16 protein-coding genes and 1 pseudogene are annotated in these 15,431 nt (G+C 68.4%); 6 read left to right on the forward strand and 11 right to left on the reverse strand.

Annotated elements, in window-relative coordinates; genetic code table 11:
• The first annotated feature begins 463 nt into the window (after positions 1 to 463).
• On the forward strand, positions 464 to 1,099 hold the full coding sequence (locus S2M10_RS11995; protein ID WP_168846279.1) for a tail fiber protein: 636 nt from the start codon (positions 464 to 466) through the stop codon (positions 1,097 to 1,099).
• A gap of 60 nt (positions 1,100 to 1,159) precedes the next feature.
• Here S2M10_RS11995 and S2M10_RS12000 read toward each other — a convergent pair whose 3' ends face one another.
• The gene (locus S2M10_RS12000) at positions 1,160 to 1,492 is read right to left on the reverse strand and encodes a hypothetical protein (protein ID WP_247650774.1); all 333 of its coding nucleotides are present in this window, start codon (positions 1,490 to 1,492) and stop codon (positions 1,160 to 1,162) included.
• Positions 1,493 to 1,545: 53 nt separating this feature from the next.
• On the opposite strand from S2M10_RS12000, the pseudogene S2M10_RS23115 reads away from it, so the two are divergent.
• Positions 1,546 to 2,043, forward strand: a pseudogene (locus tag S2M10_RS23115) (GNAT family N-acetyltransferase); the annotation flags it as partial.
• Positions 2,044 to 2,098: 55 nt separating this feature from the next.
• Here the strand turns inward: S2M10_RS23115 and S2M10_RS23120 are convergent.
• The gene (locus tag S2M10_RS23120; protein WP_348770587.1) at positions 2,099 to 2,689 is read right to left on the reverse strand and encodes an aspartyl/asparaginyl beta-hydroxylase domain-containing protein; all 591 of its coding nucleotides are present in this window, start codon (positions 2,687 to 2,689) and stop codon (positions 2,099 to 2,101) included.
• Between the two features lie 118 nt (positions 2,690 to 2,807).
• Between S2M10_RS23120 and S2M10_RS12015 the strand changes: the two genes are divergently transcribed.
• Positions 2,808 to 3,935, forward strand: a complete 1,128-nt coding sequence (locus S2M10_RS12015; RefSeq protein WP_211091015.1) for a hypothetical protein — start codon at positions 2,808 to 2,810, stop codon at positions 3,933 to 3,935.
• 12 nt (positions 3,936 to 3,947) lie between these two features.
• Here S2M10_RS12015 and S2M10_RS12020 read toward each other — a convergent pair whose 3' ends face one another.
• From S2M10_RS12020 to S2M10_RS12030, 3 genes are all read right to left on the reverse strand, one after another.
• On the reverse strand, positions 3,948 to 4,097 hold the full coding sequence (locus tag S2M10_RS12020; RefSeq protein WP_168846282.1) for a hypothetical protein: 150 nt from the start codon (positions 4,095 to 4,097) through the stop codon (positions 3,948 to 3,950).
• A 62-nt stretch (positions 4,098 to 4,159) separates the two neighbouring features.
• Positions 4,160 to 4,957, reverse strand: coding sequence for a MipA/OmpV family protein (locus S2M10_RS12025; RefSeq protein WP_168846283.1), 798 nt, complete (start codon positions 4,955 to 4,957; stop codon positions 4,160 to 4,162).
• Positions 4,958 to 5,101: 144 nt separating this feature from the next.
• Positions 5,102 to 6,421 (reverse strand): MFS transporter, encoded by a 1,320-nt coding sequence (locus S2M10_RS12030; RefSeq protein ID WP_168846284.1) that lies wholly within the window; start codon positions 6,419 to 6,421, stop codon positions 5,102 to 5,104.
• Between the two features lie 52 nt (positions 6,422 to 6,473).
• Here S2M10_RS12030 and S2M10_RS12035 point away from each other — a divergent pair, with 52 nt between their 5' ends.
• Positions 6,474 to 7,487, forward strand: a complete 1,014-nt coding sequence (locus S2M10_RS12035; protein WP_247650776.1) for an AraC family transcriptional regulator — start codon at positions 6,474 to 6,476, stop codon at positions 7,485 to 7,487.
• Between the two features lie 114 nt (positions 7,488 to 7,601).
• Positions 7,602 to 8,516 carry an SDR family oxidoreductase gene (locus S2M10_RS12040; RefSeq protein WP_168846285.1) on the forward strand — a complete coding sequence of 305 codons (915 nt, stop codon included), beginning with the start codon at positions 7,602 to 7,604 and terminating at the stop codon, positions 8,514 to 8,516.
• Positions 8,517 to 8,562: 46 nt separating this feature from the next.
• Here S2M10_RS12040 and S2M10_RS12045 read toward each other — a convergent pair whose 3' ends face one another.
• Entirely contained in the window at positions 8,563 to 9,468 is a 906-nt protein-coding gene (locus tag S2M10_RS12045) for a LysR family transcriptional regulator (protein WP_168846286.1), read from the reverse strand.
• Between the two features lie 226 nt (positions 9,469 to 9,694).
• Here S2M10_RS12045 and S2M10_RS12050 point away from each other — a divergent pair, with 226 nt between their 5' ends.
• A complete protein-coding gene (locus tag S2M10_RS12050; RefSeq protein ID WP_211091016.1) occupies positions 9,695 to 10,102 on the forward strand; it encodes a DoxX family protein in 408 nt (135 codons plus the stop codon).
• A 53-nt stretch (positions 10,103 to 10,155) separates the two neighbouring features.
• Here S2M10_RS12050 and S2M10_RS12055 read toward each other — a convergent pair whose 3' ends face one another.
• The 5 genes from S2M10_RS12055 to S2M10_RS12075 form a co-directional block, all read right to left on the reverse strand.
• Positions 10,156 to 12,468: a xanthine dehydrogenase family protein molybdopterin-binding subunit gene (locus S2M10_RS12055; RefSeq protein WP_168846288.1), complete on the reverse strand. Its 2,313-nt coding sequence runs from the start codon at positions 12,466 to 12,468 to the stop codon at positions 10,156 to 10,158.
• Entirely contained in the window at positions 12,465 to 13,451 is a 987-nt protein-coding gene (locus tag S2M10_RS12060; protein WP_168846289.1) for a xanthine dehydrogenase family protein subunit M, read from the reverse strand. The genes S2M10_RS12055 and S2M10_RS12060 overlap by 4 nt, the downstream gene beginning before the upstream one ends.
• On the reverse strand, positions 13,448 to 13,957 hold the full coding sequence (locus S2M10_RS12065) for a 2Fe-2S iron-sulfur cluster-binding protein (protein ID WP_211091017.1): 510 nt from the start codon (positions 13,955 to 13,957) through the stop codon (positions 13,448 to 13,450). Before S2M10_RS12065 ends, S2M10_RS12060 begins: the two co-directional genes overlap by 4 nt.
• A gap of 74 nt (positions 13,958 to 14,031) precedes the next feature.
• Positions 14,032 to 14,463 carry a MarR family transcriptional regulator gene (locus tag S2M10_RS12070; RefSeq protein ID WP_168846291.1) on the reverse strand — a complete coding sequence of 144 codons (432 nt, stop codon included), beginning with the start codon at positions 14,461 to 14,463 and terminating at the stop codon, positions 14,032 to 14,034.
• A gap of 52 nt (positions 14,464 to 14,515) precedes the next feature.
• Positions 14,516 to 15,421, reverse strand: a complete 906-nt coding sequence (locus S2M10_RS12075) for a LysR family transcriptional regulator (protein ID WP_168846292.1) — start codon at positions 15,419 to 15,421, stop codon at positions 14,516 to 14,518.
• Positions 15,422 to 15,431 lie beyond the last annotated feature (10 nt).

Below are 15,431 nucleotides of genomic sequence, written 5' to 3' on the forward strand. Positions count from 1 at the left end.
GACGTCAAGACGCGCCTGCCTAATTGGCGCGTCTCCACGAGATACTCGGCGCGTGTTTCTCCAGCGACAGCAGCTGCAATCCGAACACAGGCGGACCGCACCCTCCCCAAGCCCCAAATCATCTACGATACCCCCTGCTGCTCCGACAGGAGCGCAGCTCTCTTACCAACAACCGAAATAATCGGCAACGGGATACGCTTGAATCCGTAAAGGAGCCGTTATCATACAGACGCTTAAATAGCCGTAGGGTTACTTTCTAGGCGGCTTTTTGCAGTGCAAAAATTTCGCTGCACGACGCAGCCGCATGATATCGCGCGTGCACAACCGACGGATTGTTTGTGACATCGATCGCGTTGCGTGGCAAAATGCCCTTGCACCTAGATACAATCAGGTATCTAAAACACGCATAACAACACGCTGAGACTCGATACGCTGCCGTTACTATAATCCCAGGGAGGAAGCCTTGTCCGATCCGTTCATTGGCCAGATCATGCACGTCGGCTTCAACTTCGCCCCTGCGGGCTGGGCTTCGTGTAACGGTCAGATCCTGCCCATCGGCCAGAACCAGGCGCTGTTCGCGCTGATCGGCACCACCTTTGGCGGCAACGGTCAGACCAACTTTGCCCTGCCGAATGCAGGCGGACGATCGCTTCTGGGACTCGGACAGAGCACGGCGAGCGGTCAGACCTATGTCTGGGGTCAGACGGCAGGCACCGAGACCGAGACGCTCACGATTGCCAATATGCCGGCGCACAACCATACCGCCGTCTTCAATGGCATTGCCGGGCCGACGACGGCGACCGGTTCGCTGCAGGCGCTTTCCGGCCAGACGGCGCAGGTCAATGCGCCCGCCGATGGCTCGCTGCTCGCCAACTGCGCCAATGCCGGCCCGAGCCAGGTGAAGATCTATGCCCCGGCAGGCTCGACCGGCACGGCGGTGAATCTCGGCGGCGTCACCATCACCGGCGGCAACTTCACGCCGCAAGGATCGGTGCAGGTCGGCATCTCGGGAAACAACATCCCGTTCTCGATCATGAACCCGTACCTTGCCGTCCAGACGAATATCGCGCTGATCGGGATCTACCCCGCGCGAAACTGATCGGGCGCGGTGGACATGAGCGGGCCGGGCGTCCGAGCATTGCCCGGACGCTGCTCGTTTTCAGGCGAACACGGCTTCGTAGAACCGGCGGTCGGACGGTTGCAGCTGGGTGAGCAGGATGGAATGCGGACCGCCCTTTCCGCAGTCGAGATCATAGGTGCCGTCGATCAGGAACACCTCCAGCGGCGATTCGAACAACAGCGAAAAGGGTTCGCGAACATCCAGGCCGCGCAACGGGCTGCGACGTTCGATGCGCTCGAGTGTGATCTCGACAGGTTCCGGAAGCGTCGCGACGCGAACCTTGCGGCCGATCCAAGGCTCGAAATCTGTCGGTGTCAGCAGGTGCATCCTCTGGTCCCTTCCTTCCGCCGCCTTCGGCGCTTGCTGCGCCATCCTGCCGGGAAGCCGGCCTGGTGTGAAGCAGGCACGGGCACCGGGGCGGGCCGGTGAGCGTTGAGCGCATTCCGCTCCCGTCCTTTCCCAGACCGCGCCGGGCGCCGATCGACGCCAGCGGCTTGCAACGCTGCGGCATTTCGCTGCGCGCGGCCGCGCGGGAAGACCTCCCCCTGCTGGCGGGCCTGTATGCGCAGCTTCGCATGCCCGAGCTGCTGTTCCAGCCCTGGTCGCAGGCGGAGAAGCAGGGCTTTGTCGACGATCAGTTCCGGCTCCAGCACCGCCATTTCGTCCGCCGGTACGCACGCGCGGACTTCTGGCTGCTGTTGCGGAACGACACGCCGATCGGGCGGCTGTACCTCGATCGGAGCGCTGCTGAATGGAGCATTGTCGACATTCTGCTGGCCACGAACTGGCGGGCGCAAGGTATCGGGACGCAGTTGATCGCCTGGGTGCAGCAATGCGCGACCGCCGCCGGTGCACGCGGCGTGGCGCTGACGGTTGCCGTGGACAATCGGCGCGCGCACGCGCTCTACACGCGCCTCGGCTTCGACGCTGCAGACGGCGGAGACGGTATCCACCAGCCGATGCGCTGGCGGCCCCCCCTCAGCCCCCTCCGTGTAGCTGCGACTCGAGCCACGGGCTCACCTCGGCGTCGATCACCAGATGGATGCGTGCCTCGCTGCCCCCGTTCTCGACCCGGTGCGGATCGCTCAGGCGAAGATACCAGACCTCGCCCGGCGCCATCACCACCGGACGGCGATTGACCTCGAACCGCACCTTCGAATTGGTGACGATCGGCGCGTGCAGGCGCACCATGCCTTCCTCCGCGGAAAGCCCTAGGTCACGATGCTCCAGGATCCGCGAGCCCGGCGCGAGCCGCATCAGCCGTACCGAGCGCAGGGGGCAGTCGAACCCGGCAAGCAGCGCGCGCAGATAGGGCGCGCGCTGCAAGGGCGGCGCATCGACAAAGTCGCGTGCGTCGGGCTGTGCGGCGATCATCAGGATCGGATGTTCGGCGCCTGCCGGGGACCGGAGCGGCATCACGTCCCATGCCCCGCTATAGTTGCTGGGCACGAAATGCGGCGTCCAGCGGATCGCGGCAAGCGCGGCGAGATCGGTGATGAGCCGTGCGGGATCGAAGGTCAGCGGCAAGCGCACGCGATCGGGATAGACGTGGCCCACTTCCGCTTCCACGCGGCACTCTCCCTCGTTCCGCCTTGCAGCGCCGCTGCTTGCAAATGCGCCGGTGCGTGCGATCATGGGCCGGGGGAGAAGGATGCGCAACGCATTGCACGCGTTCCAACGGCACGTGATGGCGGATCCCGGCCTGCAACGGCTGCTCGGCGCATGCGACCGCCCCGACGCCTTCTCGGCGCGCGCGCTGGCAGCGGCCGCCGGGCTGGGGCTGCAGCTCGCTCCGGAAGCGCTAGTGCCGCGCCCCCGCACCATGTCCGTCGCGCCGAGCCCCTGGTGGCCGCCGCACGAATGGCTGCCGGTCCGCATCGTCGACTCGGACGAGGGCCCGTTGGTGGACTGGGCCTATTTCGGCGACGATCCGCTGACGGACAGCTTCTTCGACGAGACGGTGCGGCGCGTTACGGCGCTGCCGATCAACCGCGTCTTTCGCCACGTCACCAGCCTCGACGCCCTTCTCGACGGCGCGCCTTGCGCCGACGTCGCTCCCTTGCGCGGCCTCGTCTACCACATGTCGCGCTGCGGATCGACGCTGGTCGCGCAGATGCTGGGCGCGCTGCCAGCAACGCTGGCCTTGTCGGAACCCGGCCCGTTCGACGCGGCCGTGCGGCTTGCCATGACCAGGGCGGACCTCGCCGGCCCACGCGGTTCATCGCTGCTGCGCGCAATGGTCGCCGCACTCGGCCGAAGGCGCGGCGGGGTAACCCAATGCTTTCTCAAGCTGGACAGCTGGCACATGCTGGCGTTCCCGCTGATCCAGGCCGCCTTCCCGAATGTGCCATGGGTCTATCTGTTCCGGGAGCCGGTGGAGGTACTCGTCTCCCAGATGCGGATGCGCGGCTATCAGACGGTACCCGCGCTCATGCCGAGCGGGCTGTACGGTCTTCAAGACGATGGTGCCGGACCGGAGGATCTGTGCGCCCGCATCTTCGCCGGCTTTCACGTGGCGGCGATCCGTGCACTGGCCGATCCTCGCGGCATCGCGATCGACTATGCCGGCCTGCCGACCGCGCTGATGGACCGCATAGCCCCGCATTTCGGACTGTCCCCGACGCCTGCCGAGCGCACCGCGCTGGAACGCGCCGGCCACAGGAACGCGAAGGCACCGGCGGCCCCGTTCGTACCTGACGCCGCGCGCAAGCGGCAGGACGCCAGCGCGGCGACGCTCGAAGCAGCCCGCCGCCATCTTCGCGCGCTGCATGCCGAGCTTGCGGCAGTTGAGGCTGCGGCTGCATCGAGCGCGTGATTCCGGCAGTATCTAGGTTGCCGCTTCCTGGTGCATGGCCGCCAGGTCGGCGAGCAATCCCGCGCCTGTCGGCAGCCATTCGAGCCGCGCCTGGGTCCATTCGGCGCTCGCGCGCATGTCCAGCCCGACAAACGCGGCCATCCAGCCGAAATGTGCCGGCATCTCGGCTGGAGAAAGCGACACGAGCGGCAGATCGAGGCCGGTGGCGAGCAGCGGCGCGAGATTCAGAAGCGATAGGCGAGCATCAGGCCCGCGGTCGGCTGCCAGCGGCTGCCTTCGCGGGTGACCGGGCTGTCGGCCGCATCGCCGATCAGATAGTTGGCGCCGGCATGGGCGATCACGCCCAGGTGGCGATCGAACCAATAGCCCGAGGTCACCCCGCCGCCGACGTCGCGCATCCCGGCGCCGGGACGATAAGGCGCGAGGCCGCTCGCCGCCGCGCCAGCCGCGTCGATGCCGAAATAGGTGCGGGTATATTTCTCATCCGCCCAGGTCGTCCGCAGGTCGAAGGACAGGAACAGGTCGCGGCGCTGCACGGCGGCGTAGGAGGCGCTCGCCGTCGCGAGCAGGCCGTCATGCGTGTCCGACACGTCGTGCACGACGGACAGCTCCAGTTGCACCCCGCCCTGGCCCATGGCGTTGCCGCCGATGCGATAGCCGACAAAGCCGCCGGCCTCGACCGCGGTGCCGATCTCTGGAAGCCGCCCGACCCGCCCGTCCACATCCCGGCGCGACAGGCGCGGGCCGATCACCGGCCCGGCGACGAAGCGCGGATCGGCGACCAGATCGACGCGCGCGCCATTGCCGCGGAGCTGAAAGTTGACGCCGCGCCAGCGGATGTCGGCGGTCGCGAAGGGAAAGGGGCGGACGTCGCCGGCGCCGTCGAACTCGGGCACCACCCCGGCGCCGAGCGCCACCATGCCATGGGCGCCGCCGTCCTCGGCAGGGGCTTGCTGGGCATGGGCGGCCGCGCTGGTCAGCGCGGTGGTCCAGGCGAAGGAAAGCAGCAGCAGAACACGCATCGTCGAAACTCCTCGTCATGGGGTAGCCGCCGGAGGCAGGGGAAGGCGCGGCCTCCGGCGGCGGTTCGAGGGAGCGCGCCGCCCAGGGGAAGGCGGTGGGCGGCCCCTCGCGGGATCTGCGGTCGGGATTCCGCAGGCCCGATCTCAGGCCGTCGCCGGTTTCCCGGCTGCGGCGGCGATATGGCGGTTGGCGGCGAGCATGGCGGCGGCGGTCAGCACGCTGGCGATCGGCACCAGCAACAGGCCGAGCCGAAGGCCGTGGCGCACGCCCGCGTCGCCCGCGGCATCGCTCACCGCGCCCACCAGCAGCGGCGCCATCGTCGGCCCCAGCAGTCCCGATGCGATCAGCACCATGCTCGACGCCATCGCCTGATGCCCCGCGCCGGCGACGAGATGCGCGGCGCCGAAGGCCCCCGGCAGCATGAAGGCGAAGGAGAGCATGGTCGGCACGAACAGCGCGATCGAGAGCCAGCCGAGCGGCACGAACAGCGCGGCGCTGGCGGTGACGCCCGCCACGAGGAACAAGCGCGCCGGGGTGGCGAGCAGGCGGCGATTGCCCGCCTTGCGACGCCGATCGAAGTCGCGCCCGCCCAGCAACGTTCCGACCAGCCCCATGCTCCCCTGGAGCAGCCCGAAGGCGAGGCCCGCCTGCGACGCGCTGAACCCGTGGACACGGATCAGGAAGCTGGCGGTGAAGGCGTAGAAGGGTGCGGAGGCAAAGCCGACGCCGATCGCGGCGAGGAGCAGCCAGCGAAACGCGCGCGACGCCAGCAGCGCCCTGGCGGTTCGCAGGAACGGCACGGCGTCCCCATGCTGCCGCAGCGGCGGGGTCGGGCCCAGGGTGGCGACGAGGATCACCAACACGCCCCCCGCGATGCCGGCACCCAGCAGCGCCACCCGCCAGCCCTGCGCGTCGGCGATGGCGCCGCCCAGCGCGAAGCCCAGCATCGTGCCGAGCGGGATTCCCATCGAGAACAGCCCCAGCGCGCGGCCGCGGCGATCCGGTGCGATCCGGCGGGCGATCAGCGCGTGCGCGGCGGGGATGGCCCCGGCCTCCCCCAGCGCGACGCCGAAGCGGCTGGCGGCCAGCGCGGCGAAGCTCGTGGCGAGCCCGCCCAGCCCGGTCATGGCGCTCCAGACCAGGATGCAGCCGAGCAACACCAGCCGGGGCGAGCCACGATCGGCCGCGCGGGCAATCGGCACCGAGAAGAGCGCGTAGCAAAGCGCCGTTGCCACGCCCGTCACCAAACCGATCTGTGAATCGGTCAAATCAAGCTCGCGCTTGATCGGCTCTATCAAGATGAACGGCAATATCCTGTCCACCTGACAGACAATACTAACGAACAACAACGTCCCTATGAACCATATTTCCTGCAGACCGCGAAGGTAAATCACTTTACTATTCACCTCCCCGAGCATGGAAGCTGGCAAAGATAGGCTTGACGGGGTCGCTGGATCTGTCATGTTAGGGAGACACCTCGGCTTATCTGCGCCATCAAGTTAGAAGGTGTCTTCGATGACCAGAATGCCGGAAACCGCGAAAATCTTGCCTTTTCCTCCAAATGGCGGCGCGCGCAGCCTATCCGCGCCTGCCCGGCCGATCGCGCCGCCGGAGGATCGCGCGGCGGCCGCCCTGCGGGACGCCGTGTACGCGCACATCGAAGCAGGCGGCGGCGGCGAGGGGCTGTTCCCGCTGCCGATGTCCGAGGTGCACGTCATCCGCGCGATGCGCCACGTCCCCGCGAACCGGCAGATCTATCGGCCGTCTTTGTGCGTCGTGGTGGAAGGGCTGAAGCAGATCGAGTTCGGCGACGACTCGCTCGAATATGGCGCGATGGAATGCCTGATCGTCAACATGGAGATGCCGGCCTCGGGCCGCATCGTCGGCGCCTCGCCCGGGGAGCCGTTCGTGGGCATGACGATCGACTTCAACCTGGACCTGCTGCGCGACGTGCTCCAGCAGCTCGAACAGCGGCCCAAGCCCGGCAAGCATGACGGACCGAGCATCTTCGTGACCCGGGTGACCGACTCGCTTGCCGATTGCCTCGTCCGCATGCTGCGGCTGACGAAGACGCCCGAGGCGGTGCCCATCCTGTTCCCGCCGCTGATGCGCGAGGTCTATTACTGGCTGCTGACCGGCCCGCTGGGCGGCGAGATCTGCAAGCAGCTCATCGCCGACACGCATCTCGAGCGGATCACCCGCGCGATCCGGCTGCTGCGCGAGCGCTTCGCCGAGAAGCTGCGGATCGAGGATCTCGCGGACGTGGCGGGAATGAGCCCCTCCTCCTTTCACCAGCATTTCAAGACGCTCACGCTGATGACGCCGATCCAGTTCCAGAAGCAGTTGCGGCTGATGGAGGCGCGCCGGCTGATGCTGGACGATGCGGCGAACGTGACCGCGGCGGCCTATCAGGTCGGCTATGAAAGCACGTCGCAGTTCACCCGCGAATATAGCCGCACCTTCGGCATCGCGCCGAAGCGTGACGTGCTCGAGCGCAAGGCGCTGATCGCGGCGGTGTCCGGGCGGTAACGCCCGTCGGCCCCAGAAAGCGAGGATCGGACAGGTTTTCTGTGGCTTCGGGCAAGCGGGGCGCGGCGGCGTCCCGCTATTGCGGCGGCAGTTACACGCAATGCGAGAATAGGCATGAACCGCTGGACCGCCGCCCATATCCCCCCGCAGCATGGCCGCTCGGCGGTCGTAACCGGCACCGGAGGGCTGGCCCTGGAGATTGCGCGCGCGCTCGCCGGCGCAGGCGCCGCGGTGGTGATCGCCGGCCGCAATCCCGAAAAGGGCGCGCAGGCGGTCGCCGCCGTGGAAGCAGCGGCTCCAGACGCAACCGTGCGGTTCGAACTGCTCGACCTCGCCAGCCTGGAGTCGGCGGCACGGTTCGCGCAGCGGCTGGCCGAGCAGCAGGCGGGGCTTGACATCCTCATCAACAACGCCGCGGTCATGGCCCCGCCGACGCGGCTGGAGACCGGCGACGGCTTCGAACTGCAGTTCGGCACCAACTATCTCGGCCATTTCGCGCTCACCGCCCGGCTGCTGCCCCTGCTCAAGCGGGGGTCGCAGCCGCGGGTGGTTACGCTGAGCAGCGTCGCCGCGCGCGGCGGCACGATCGCGTTCGACGACCTGCAGGCCGAGCGCGGCTACCGGCCGATGCCGGTCTACAGCCAGTCCAAGCTGGCCTGCCTGATGTTCGCCCTGGAGCTCAGCCGGCAAAGCCGGTGGCACGGCTGGGGCATCGCGAGCGTGGCGGCGCATCCCGGCATCACCCGTACGGACCTGATCATGAACGGTGCAGGCCCGAAGAGCATGCAAGGCCGGCTGCGGCGCTTCCTGCCCTTCCTGTTCCAGCCCGCCTGGCAAGGCGCGCTGCCGACGCTGTTTGCCGCCACCGATCCTTCGGCGCAGGAGGGCGGCTATTACGGGCCCCATGCGCTGGGCGGCACGCGCGGCTATCCCGCGCTCGAAAAGCCCCCGGCGCCTGCCTTGGACGGCGCCGTGGCAGCACGCCTGTGGGAGGAATCGTGCAGGCTCGCAGGCGTCCGGTTCGCATGAGCTGTCTCCCGCATGGCCCGGTTCGCAGGGGGCGGCCAGGGTCGGCTTACAACCGACCCTCTGACTGAAGGCGCTCGAACAACGCGGCCAGCCAGTCGGCGAACACCCTTGTCCGCGGCGACACGGTGCGGTGGCCGGGATGGAGCACCGATATCGGCATGGGCGGCGGCGAAAACGGTTCGAGCACGGGAACCAGCGCGCCTGCATCGATCTGGTGCTGCACGCGATAGCGCGGAACCTGGATCAGCCCGAAACCGGCGACGCCCGCCGCCGTGTAGAGTTCGGCGCCGCGCACGGTGACGTCGAACGGTAGCAGTATCTCGCGCGTTGCCCCGTCGACCATGAAGTCGAGGGCGTAAGGCTGGCCCGAGGCGGAAGCGGCGTACGCGACCATCCGATGCCCGGTGAGATCGTCCAGCGCCGAGGGAACACCGAAACGGTCCAGATAGCCGGGACTCGCCAAGGTCGCCTGCTGGGATTCCGCCACCTTTCGACCAACGAGCGACGAGTCGGGCAGGACCCCCGCCCGCAGCACGCAGTCGATACCCTCCTCGATCAAATCCACCATGCGATCGGTCTCGCTCAGCCGAAGCTCGATCGCCGGATGCTGCCGCAGGAACTCGGGAAGCGCCGGCAGAATGAAGAACCGCGCGAGCGTGCCCTGCATGTCGACGCACAACGGCCCCTTGGGTTCGGATGGTCGAAATCCGCTTTCGATCTCGTCGAGGTCCGCAAGAAGCTGGATGCATCGCCCATAATAGATGGTGCCATCGTCCGTCGGCCGGACGGCGCGGGTCGTGCGTTCGAGAAGGCGCGTGCCCAGGTGCCCTTCCAGTTCCTGGATGGCGCGCGTGACCGTGGCGCGGGGGAACCCCAAGTCTCTCGCGGCACCCGCGAAATTCCCTCGTTCCACGATCCGGACAAAGAGCCGCATGGTTTCGAAGCGATCCATGCACGCTCGGATGCGCCGATCCGCAGCGCAGAGCAACCGCGATTGTTGTCCTTGATGGAATGGCCTATTCAATCTTAGCCGCTTGAGGCACCCTGCTCGCACGATATTGTTGTTTCCAACGAAACACATCGAGGAGTTGGACATGCCGGCCCCGTCAATCCGCGCGACGCCGCAAGCGTCTCGATTGCTCTTTCCGGCCCTCGCAGACTTTTACGCCCGCGGGCGCGTGGCCAGCTATGTTCTGGTCCGACTTGCCTTCGGCAGCACGATCATGACCCACGGCCTGCCGAAGCTGACCGGCAGCGCCCATGGCTCCATGGCCGATCCGATGGCGGGATCGGTCCGCCTGATCGAAAACGTGCTGGGTCTGCCGTTCGCGCCGCAGCTGGCGTTGTTCGTAGCGCTGCTCGAAACCTTTGGTGGGCTGGCGGTCGCGATCGGCTTCGCGACGCGCCTGTTCGCGCCGATGCTCGCGATCCAGATGGCGGCAATCTGCGTTGCACTGGGGCCGACCTATCCATGGATCGATCGGGGTATCGAATATCCGATCATCCTCGGCGTCGTCGCGCTGCTCATTGCCATGCACGGGGCGGTCGCCTGGTCGGTCGACACCGGGCTGGGACGGGAACTCTAGATACCAGCAGGCCCGCTGCCCTGCTTCAATGCCTCGCCGGCGCCAACGGCTGGCTAGACCAGCTTGTCGAGCGTTAGCGGCAGGTCGCGCACGCGCTTGCCCGTCGCATTGAACACCGCGTTGGCGACAGCCGCCGCCACGCCGGTCGTGCCGATCTCGCCAATCCCGCGCGCGCCGAGCGGGGTGCGGGGATCGGGGATGTCGGTCCACAGCACGTCGATGTCCGGCACGTCGAGATGCACCGGCACGTGATAATCGGCGAGCGAGGTGCTCATGATGCGGCCGGTCCGCTCGTCCAGCAGCGTCTCCTCGGTCAGGGCCATGCCCAGCCCCATGATCATGCCGCCCTTGAACTGGCTGGTCGCCGTCTTGGCATTCAGGATGCGCCCGCAATCGAACGCGCCGACCAGCCGATCGACACGGATCTCGCCGGTGACGTCGCTGACGCGCAGTTCGCAGAAGATCGCCGAGGTGCTGTGCATCGAATATTTCAGCACCTCGAGCGGCGCCCCGCTTTCGCCGAGCGCGCTGAGCTCCCGCCGCCCCGCCCGGCGCAGGATCGAGGCGAAGCTTTCGTGGCGGGCGGGCTCCTCGACACTGCGCAAGCCACCGTCGGCGAACTCGACCTCGCTCGGCTTGAGCCCGGCCAGCGGCGTGTCGTTGCCCGCCAGCCGCAGGAGCTGCACCGCGAGCTTTCCGCTCGCCGCGCTGATCGCCGCCGCCAGCGATGCGGTCTGAGACGATCCGCCGGCGAAGCTGGCGAAGGGCAGGCGCGAATCCCCGATCGTCACCGTGACGCGATCGAGCGGCAGGCCCAGCCGGTCGGCGGCATGCTGGCGCTGGACCGTCGCGGTACCCATGCCCATTTCCTGCGCGGCGCTGGCGACATGGGCGTCGCCGTTCGCGTCGAGGGTGATCCGGGCGGAGGTGCCGGGCATGCGGGTGAAGGGGAAGGTGCCGGTGGCACAGCCCATGCCGATCCGCCACTCCCCGTCGCGCAGCGTGCCAGGCGTCGCCGCGCGCCGTTCCCAGCCGATTCGCGCCGCACCCATGTCATACGCCTCCATCATCGCGCTCTGCGTATGGGGTGCCCCGCTCACCGGATCGCAGGTCGCGGCGTTGCGGCGGCGCAGCGCGATCGGGTCCATGCCCAGCGCATGCGCCAGTTCGTCCATCGCGCATTCGATCGCGAAGGTGCCCGGCGTCTCGCCCGGTCCGCGCATGAAGCTGTTCGCCAGCAGGTCCAGTTCGACATTGTGCTGGACGATATCGAAGCTCTCGCAGGCATAGAGCGAGCGGCCGGTGAGGCTGAACCCTTCGTCGCAGACGCTGTGCCGCGGCTTCACACCATATCCATGGTGCAGCAGCGCGGTGAGCTTGCCGTCCGCATCGGCCGCCAGCGCCACGCGCTGCTCGGTCCGCGTGCGGCCACCGATCAGCCGGTGCATGCTGGCGCGCGAGAGCGCGACACGCACCGGGCGGCCCGCCAGCTTCGCCGCCGCCACGCCGAGGATCTGGTGATCCCACAGGCCCTTGGCGCCGAACCCGCCGCCGACATAGGGCGAGCTGACATGGACATCCTCCGCCTTCAGCCCGAAGACCTTGGCGAGCGAGCCGGCGGTGGCGTGGATCATCTGGGTCGCGTCGTGCACGATCAGCTTGCCGTCCTGCCAGGCGATCGTCGCGGCATGCGGCTCGATCGGATTGTGGCTGTGCCAGGGCGTCGTATACACGCCCTCGACCTTGACCGCCGCTTGCGCGAGCTTCTGGCCGGCATTGCCCTTGTCGAGCCGGTTGCGCTCGACGAGGACCGACTCCGGCGTGGTGGCGCTGGCCTTGCCTTCCGCGAAGCCCGTGCGGGCCGGCGCGGCGTCGTAGCGCACGCGGACCAGGGTGGCGGCATGCTCGGCCTGCTCGCGCGTCTCCGCGAGCACCACCGCGACGACCTGCCCGTTCCAATGAATCTCGGGATCCTGCAGGATCGGCAGGGTGTGATTGCCCGCCGCCTTGAGGTTGGTGAGCCCGATCGGCGGCGGCACGCCGATCCGGGGCGCGTTGCGATAGGTCATGACCAGCGCGACGCCGGGCGCCGCTTCCGCGTCCGACACGTCCAGATCGGCGATGCGCCCGCGCGCGATCGTCGAATGGACGAAGGCGGCGTAGAGCAGATCCGCCATCGCCACCTCGGCGGCGAACCGTGCCGCGCCGCGCACCTTGTCCGGCCCGTCGATCCGCGACTGCTGCCCGCCCAGCGCCACGCGCCTGTCAATCAGCGGATCGGGCGTGCCGCCGGGCAGCCAGCTTGCCGGCACCTGGCCGAGAACGGCGCGCACGCTGCCGATAATGGCGTTCTGCAGCTTGGTCATGCGCGCGCTCCTGCGAGGGTGGCCAGCACGGCCACCACCGTGCGTTCGACGAGGCCGATCTTGAAGGCGTTGCCGGACAGCGGCCGGGCTTCGACCAGTTCCTCGCGGATCGCGGCGAGGAACACGTCGGGGTGCGGCGCGCCGCCGACCAGCGCTGCCTCCGCCCGCCTCGCCCGCCATGGCTTCGCGGCGACGCCGCCCAGCGCGATCCGGGCTTCGCGGATGCGCCCGTCGGCGAGCGCCAGCCCGCCCGCGACCGAAACCAGCGCAAAGGCATAGCTGGAGCGATCCCGGACCTTGCGATAGTCCGAATGCATGATCGCGTCGGTCGGCGGCGGCAGTTCGACGGCGGTGATCAGCTCGCCCGGTTGCAGCACGGTCTCCACCTCCGGCGTGGCACCCGGCAGGACATGGAAGTCCGTCAGCGGCACCGATCGATCGCCGCTGGGCCCGGAGAGATGGACGACGGCATCCAGCATCACGAGCGCGACGCACATGTCGGAAGGATGGGTGGCGACGCACTGGTCCGAGGCGCCGAGGATCACATGATAGCGGTTGAACCCCTCGCGCGCGTCGCAGCCGGCGCCGGGCCGGCGCTTGTTGCAGCGCGCGCCGTCGACGTCGTAGAAATACATGCAGCGCGTCCGCTGGAGGATATTGCCCCCGACGGTCGCCATGTTGCGGATCTGCGCCGATGCGCCGGCGAGCAGCGCGCGGGCGAGCACCGGATAGCGGCGGCGCACGAGCGGATGCGCGGCAAGCGCGGCGTTGCTTACCGACGCGTCGATGCGCAGCCCGCCGCCCTCGCTCTCCCGGATCGCCCCGTCCAGGCGGCTGACATCGACCAGTTCGCTCGCCTGTTCGACATTCTGGCGCAGCAGATCGACCAGATTGGTGCCGCCGCCCAGGCAGCGCGCCCCCTTTGCGACCTGCGCCAGCGCTTCCGCCCGATCTCCGGCGCGGACATAATGCAGCGGCGTCATGCCGCGGTCTCCGCCAGCATCACCTCGATCGCCTCGACGATCCCGTTATGCGCGCCGCACCGGCAGAGATTGCCGCTCATCCGCTCGCGGATTTCCGCCCGCGTCACCGTTGCCGGCCCCGCTGCGATATCCGGGGTGACGTAGCTCGGATCGCCCCGCCGCAGTTCCTCGGCCAAGGCGATCGCCGAGCAGATCTGCCCCGGCGTGCAATAGCCGCACTGGAGGCCGTCCTGCTCGACAAAGGCCTGCTGCAGCACATGCAGCCCGCCAGCCTCACCAGCAAGGCCCTCGATCGTGCGGACCGCACGCCCATCCGCCTGCACGGCGAGCGTGAGGCAGGACAGGACGCGGTTGCCGTCGAGAAGCACCGTGCAGGCGCCGCAGGCACCCTGGTCGCATCCCTTCTTGGTGCCGGTAAGATGGAGATGCTCGCGCAACAGGTCGAGCAACGAGACCCGGGCGTCCTCGGGCGGGGGAACCTCGATATCGTTGACGCGTATCGACATCACCTCGCTCCATCCGCTGGCGCGACACCGCCCGAGCAGCATCTTCCCGGAAGATACAACGAATCTCGGACTATTCAACCATCGTTGTAGGCGATCTTCGTGATCATCGCGATGAACCGATCCCGCTCGTCGGGCGACAGGCGCGACAGCATCAGCAGATTCATCTGCCGATAGGCCTCGACCAGGCCTCGCGCACTGGCAGCGCCGGCGTCGGACAGCGTGAGCGCCACCGCGCGGCGATCGGCCTCGATGCGCGCGCGCTTCAGGAGCCCGCGCTTCACGAGCCGGTCGGTGGCCGAGGACAAGGTGGTGGTGGGCACGCCAAGGAAGCGCGCGACGTCGGTCGGGCCGCAACCTTCATGCTCCGCGATGTAGAGCAGGACCGCCTTGTCCAGCTCGGCAAGCGGCCGCTCGGAACGGCGCGCGTCGGCCAGCTTGTATCGGCGCGAGAAGGTTTCGAACGCTGCGCCGAGCGCGGCAAGCTGGTCTTCGGTCGGATCACGCATCCGCCCCGCATATCGCGTGCCGGCTGCGCTTGGCCAGTGGCGGTCGCGACGATCAGCCGAGATACCGCCAGTCTGTTGCCGCCGCCTTGAGACCATCCAGCACGGAGCGAACCCGCAAGGGGGTATGGCGCCGCTCCAGCCGAACGGCGTGGATCGGCGTCTCCGGAACGCGCCACGCGCGCAGAAGCTCGACCACCCGCCCGTCGCGCAACGGCCCCAGGCCGACCCAGGCCGGTAGCCAGGCGAGCCCGAGGCCCTGGCGCATCATTGACCAGATCGCGCCCAGATCCTCCACCACGACGCGCGGGCGCGGCAGGTGTCGAACCACGTCGCCGCGATCCGGATCGGCGAATTGCCACGCCATCACCCGCCCCGAGCCGGGATCGCGAAAGCCGATCTGGTGGTGCGCGTCGAGATCGGCCGGCGATTGCGGCGTGCCCATGATCTCCACATAGCGCGGCGTCGCGCACAGCACCCAGGGGAAGCTGCCCAGCGGCGTCGAAACGACATTGGCATAGCCGGCAAGCGCGCCGAACCGGATGGCGATGTCGATCCCCTCGGCCGCGAGATCGAGCGTGCCGTCATCGATCTTGAGTTCGAGCTCGATGTCCGCATTCGCGCGAAGGATGGCGGGCACCTGCCGCGCCAGCCTGGCGCGAAGGAAGGGCGCCGGCGCGCTCAGCCGGATGCGCCCGCCCGACCCGCTGGCCCGCGCATGGTCGAGAATGGCCTCCAGCCTTTCCGCCTCACGAAGCAGGTCGCGCGTTCCGTCCAGCAGCCGTTCACCCTCGGGCGTCAGCGAGATTGCATGCGTGGTGCGATGGAGCAGGCGCACGCCGTTCGCCTTCTCGAAGCGCGCGACGGCCTTGGACACTGCCGAGGTCGTCGTCCCCGCACGCCGCGCCGCCTCCGCGAACGATCCGGCATCCACCACCCGCGCGAAATGCAGCAGGTTCAACAGACGCTGA

Origin of the sequence: Sphingomonas sp. S2M10, from assembly GCF_012650175.1 — a bacterium.
In the GTDB taxonomy this organism is placed as follows: domain Bacteria; phylum Pseudomonadota; class Alphaproteobacteria; order Sphingomonadales; family Sphingomonadaceae; genus Sphingomonas.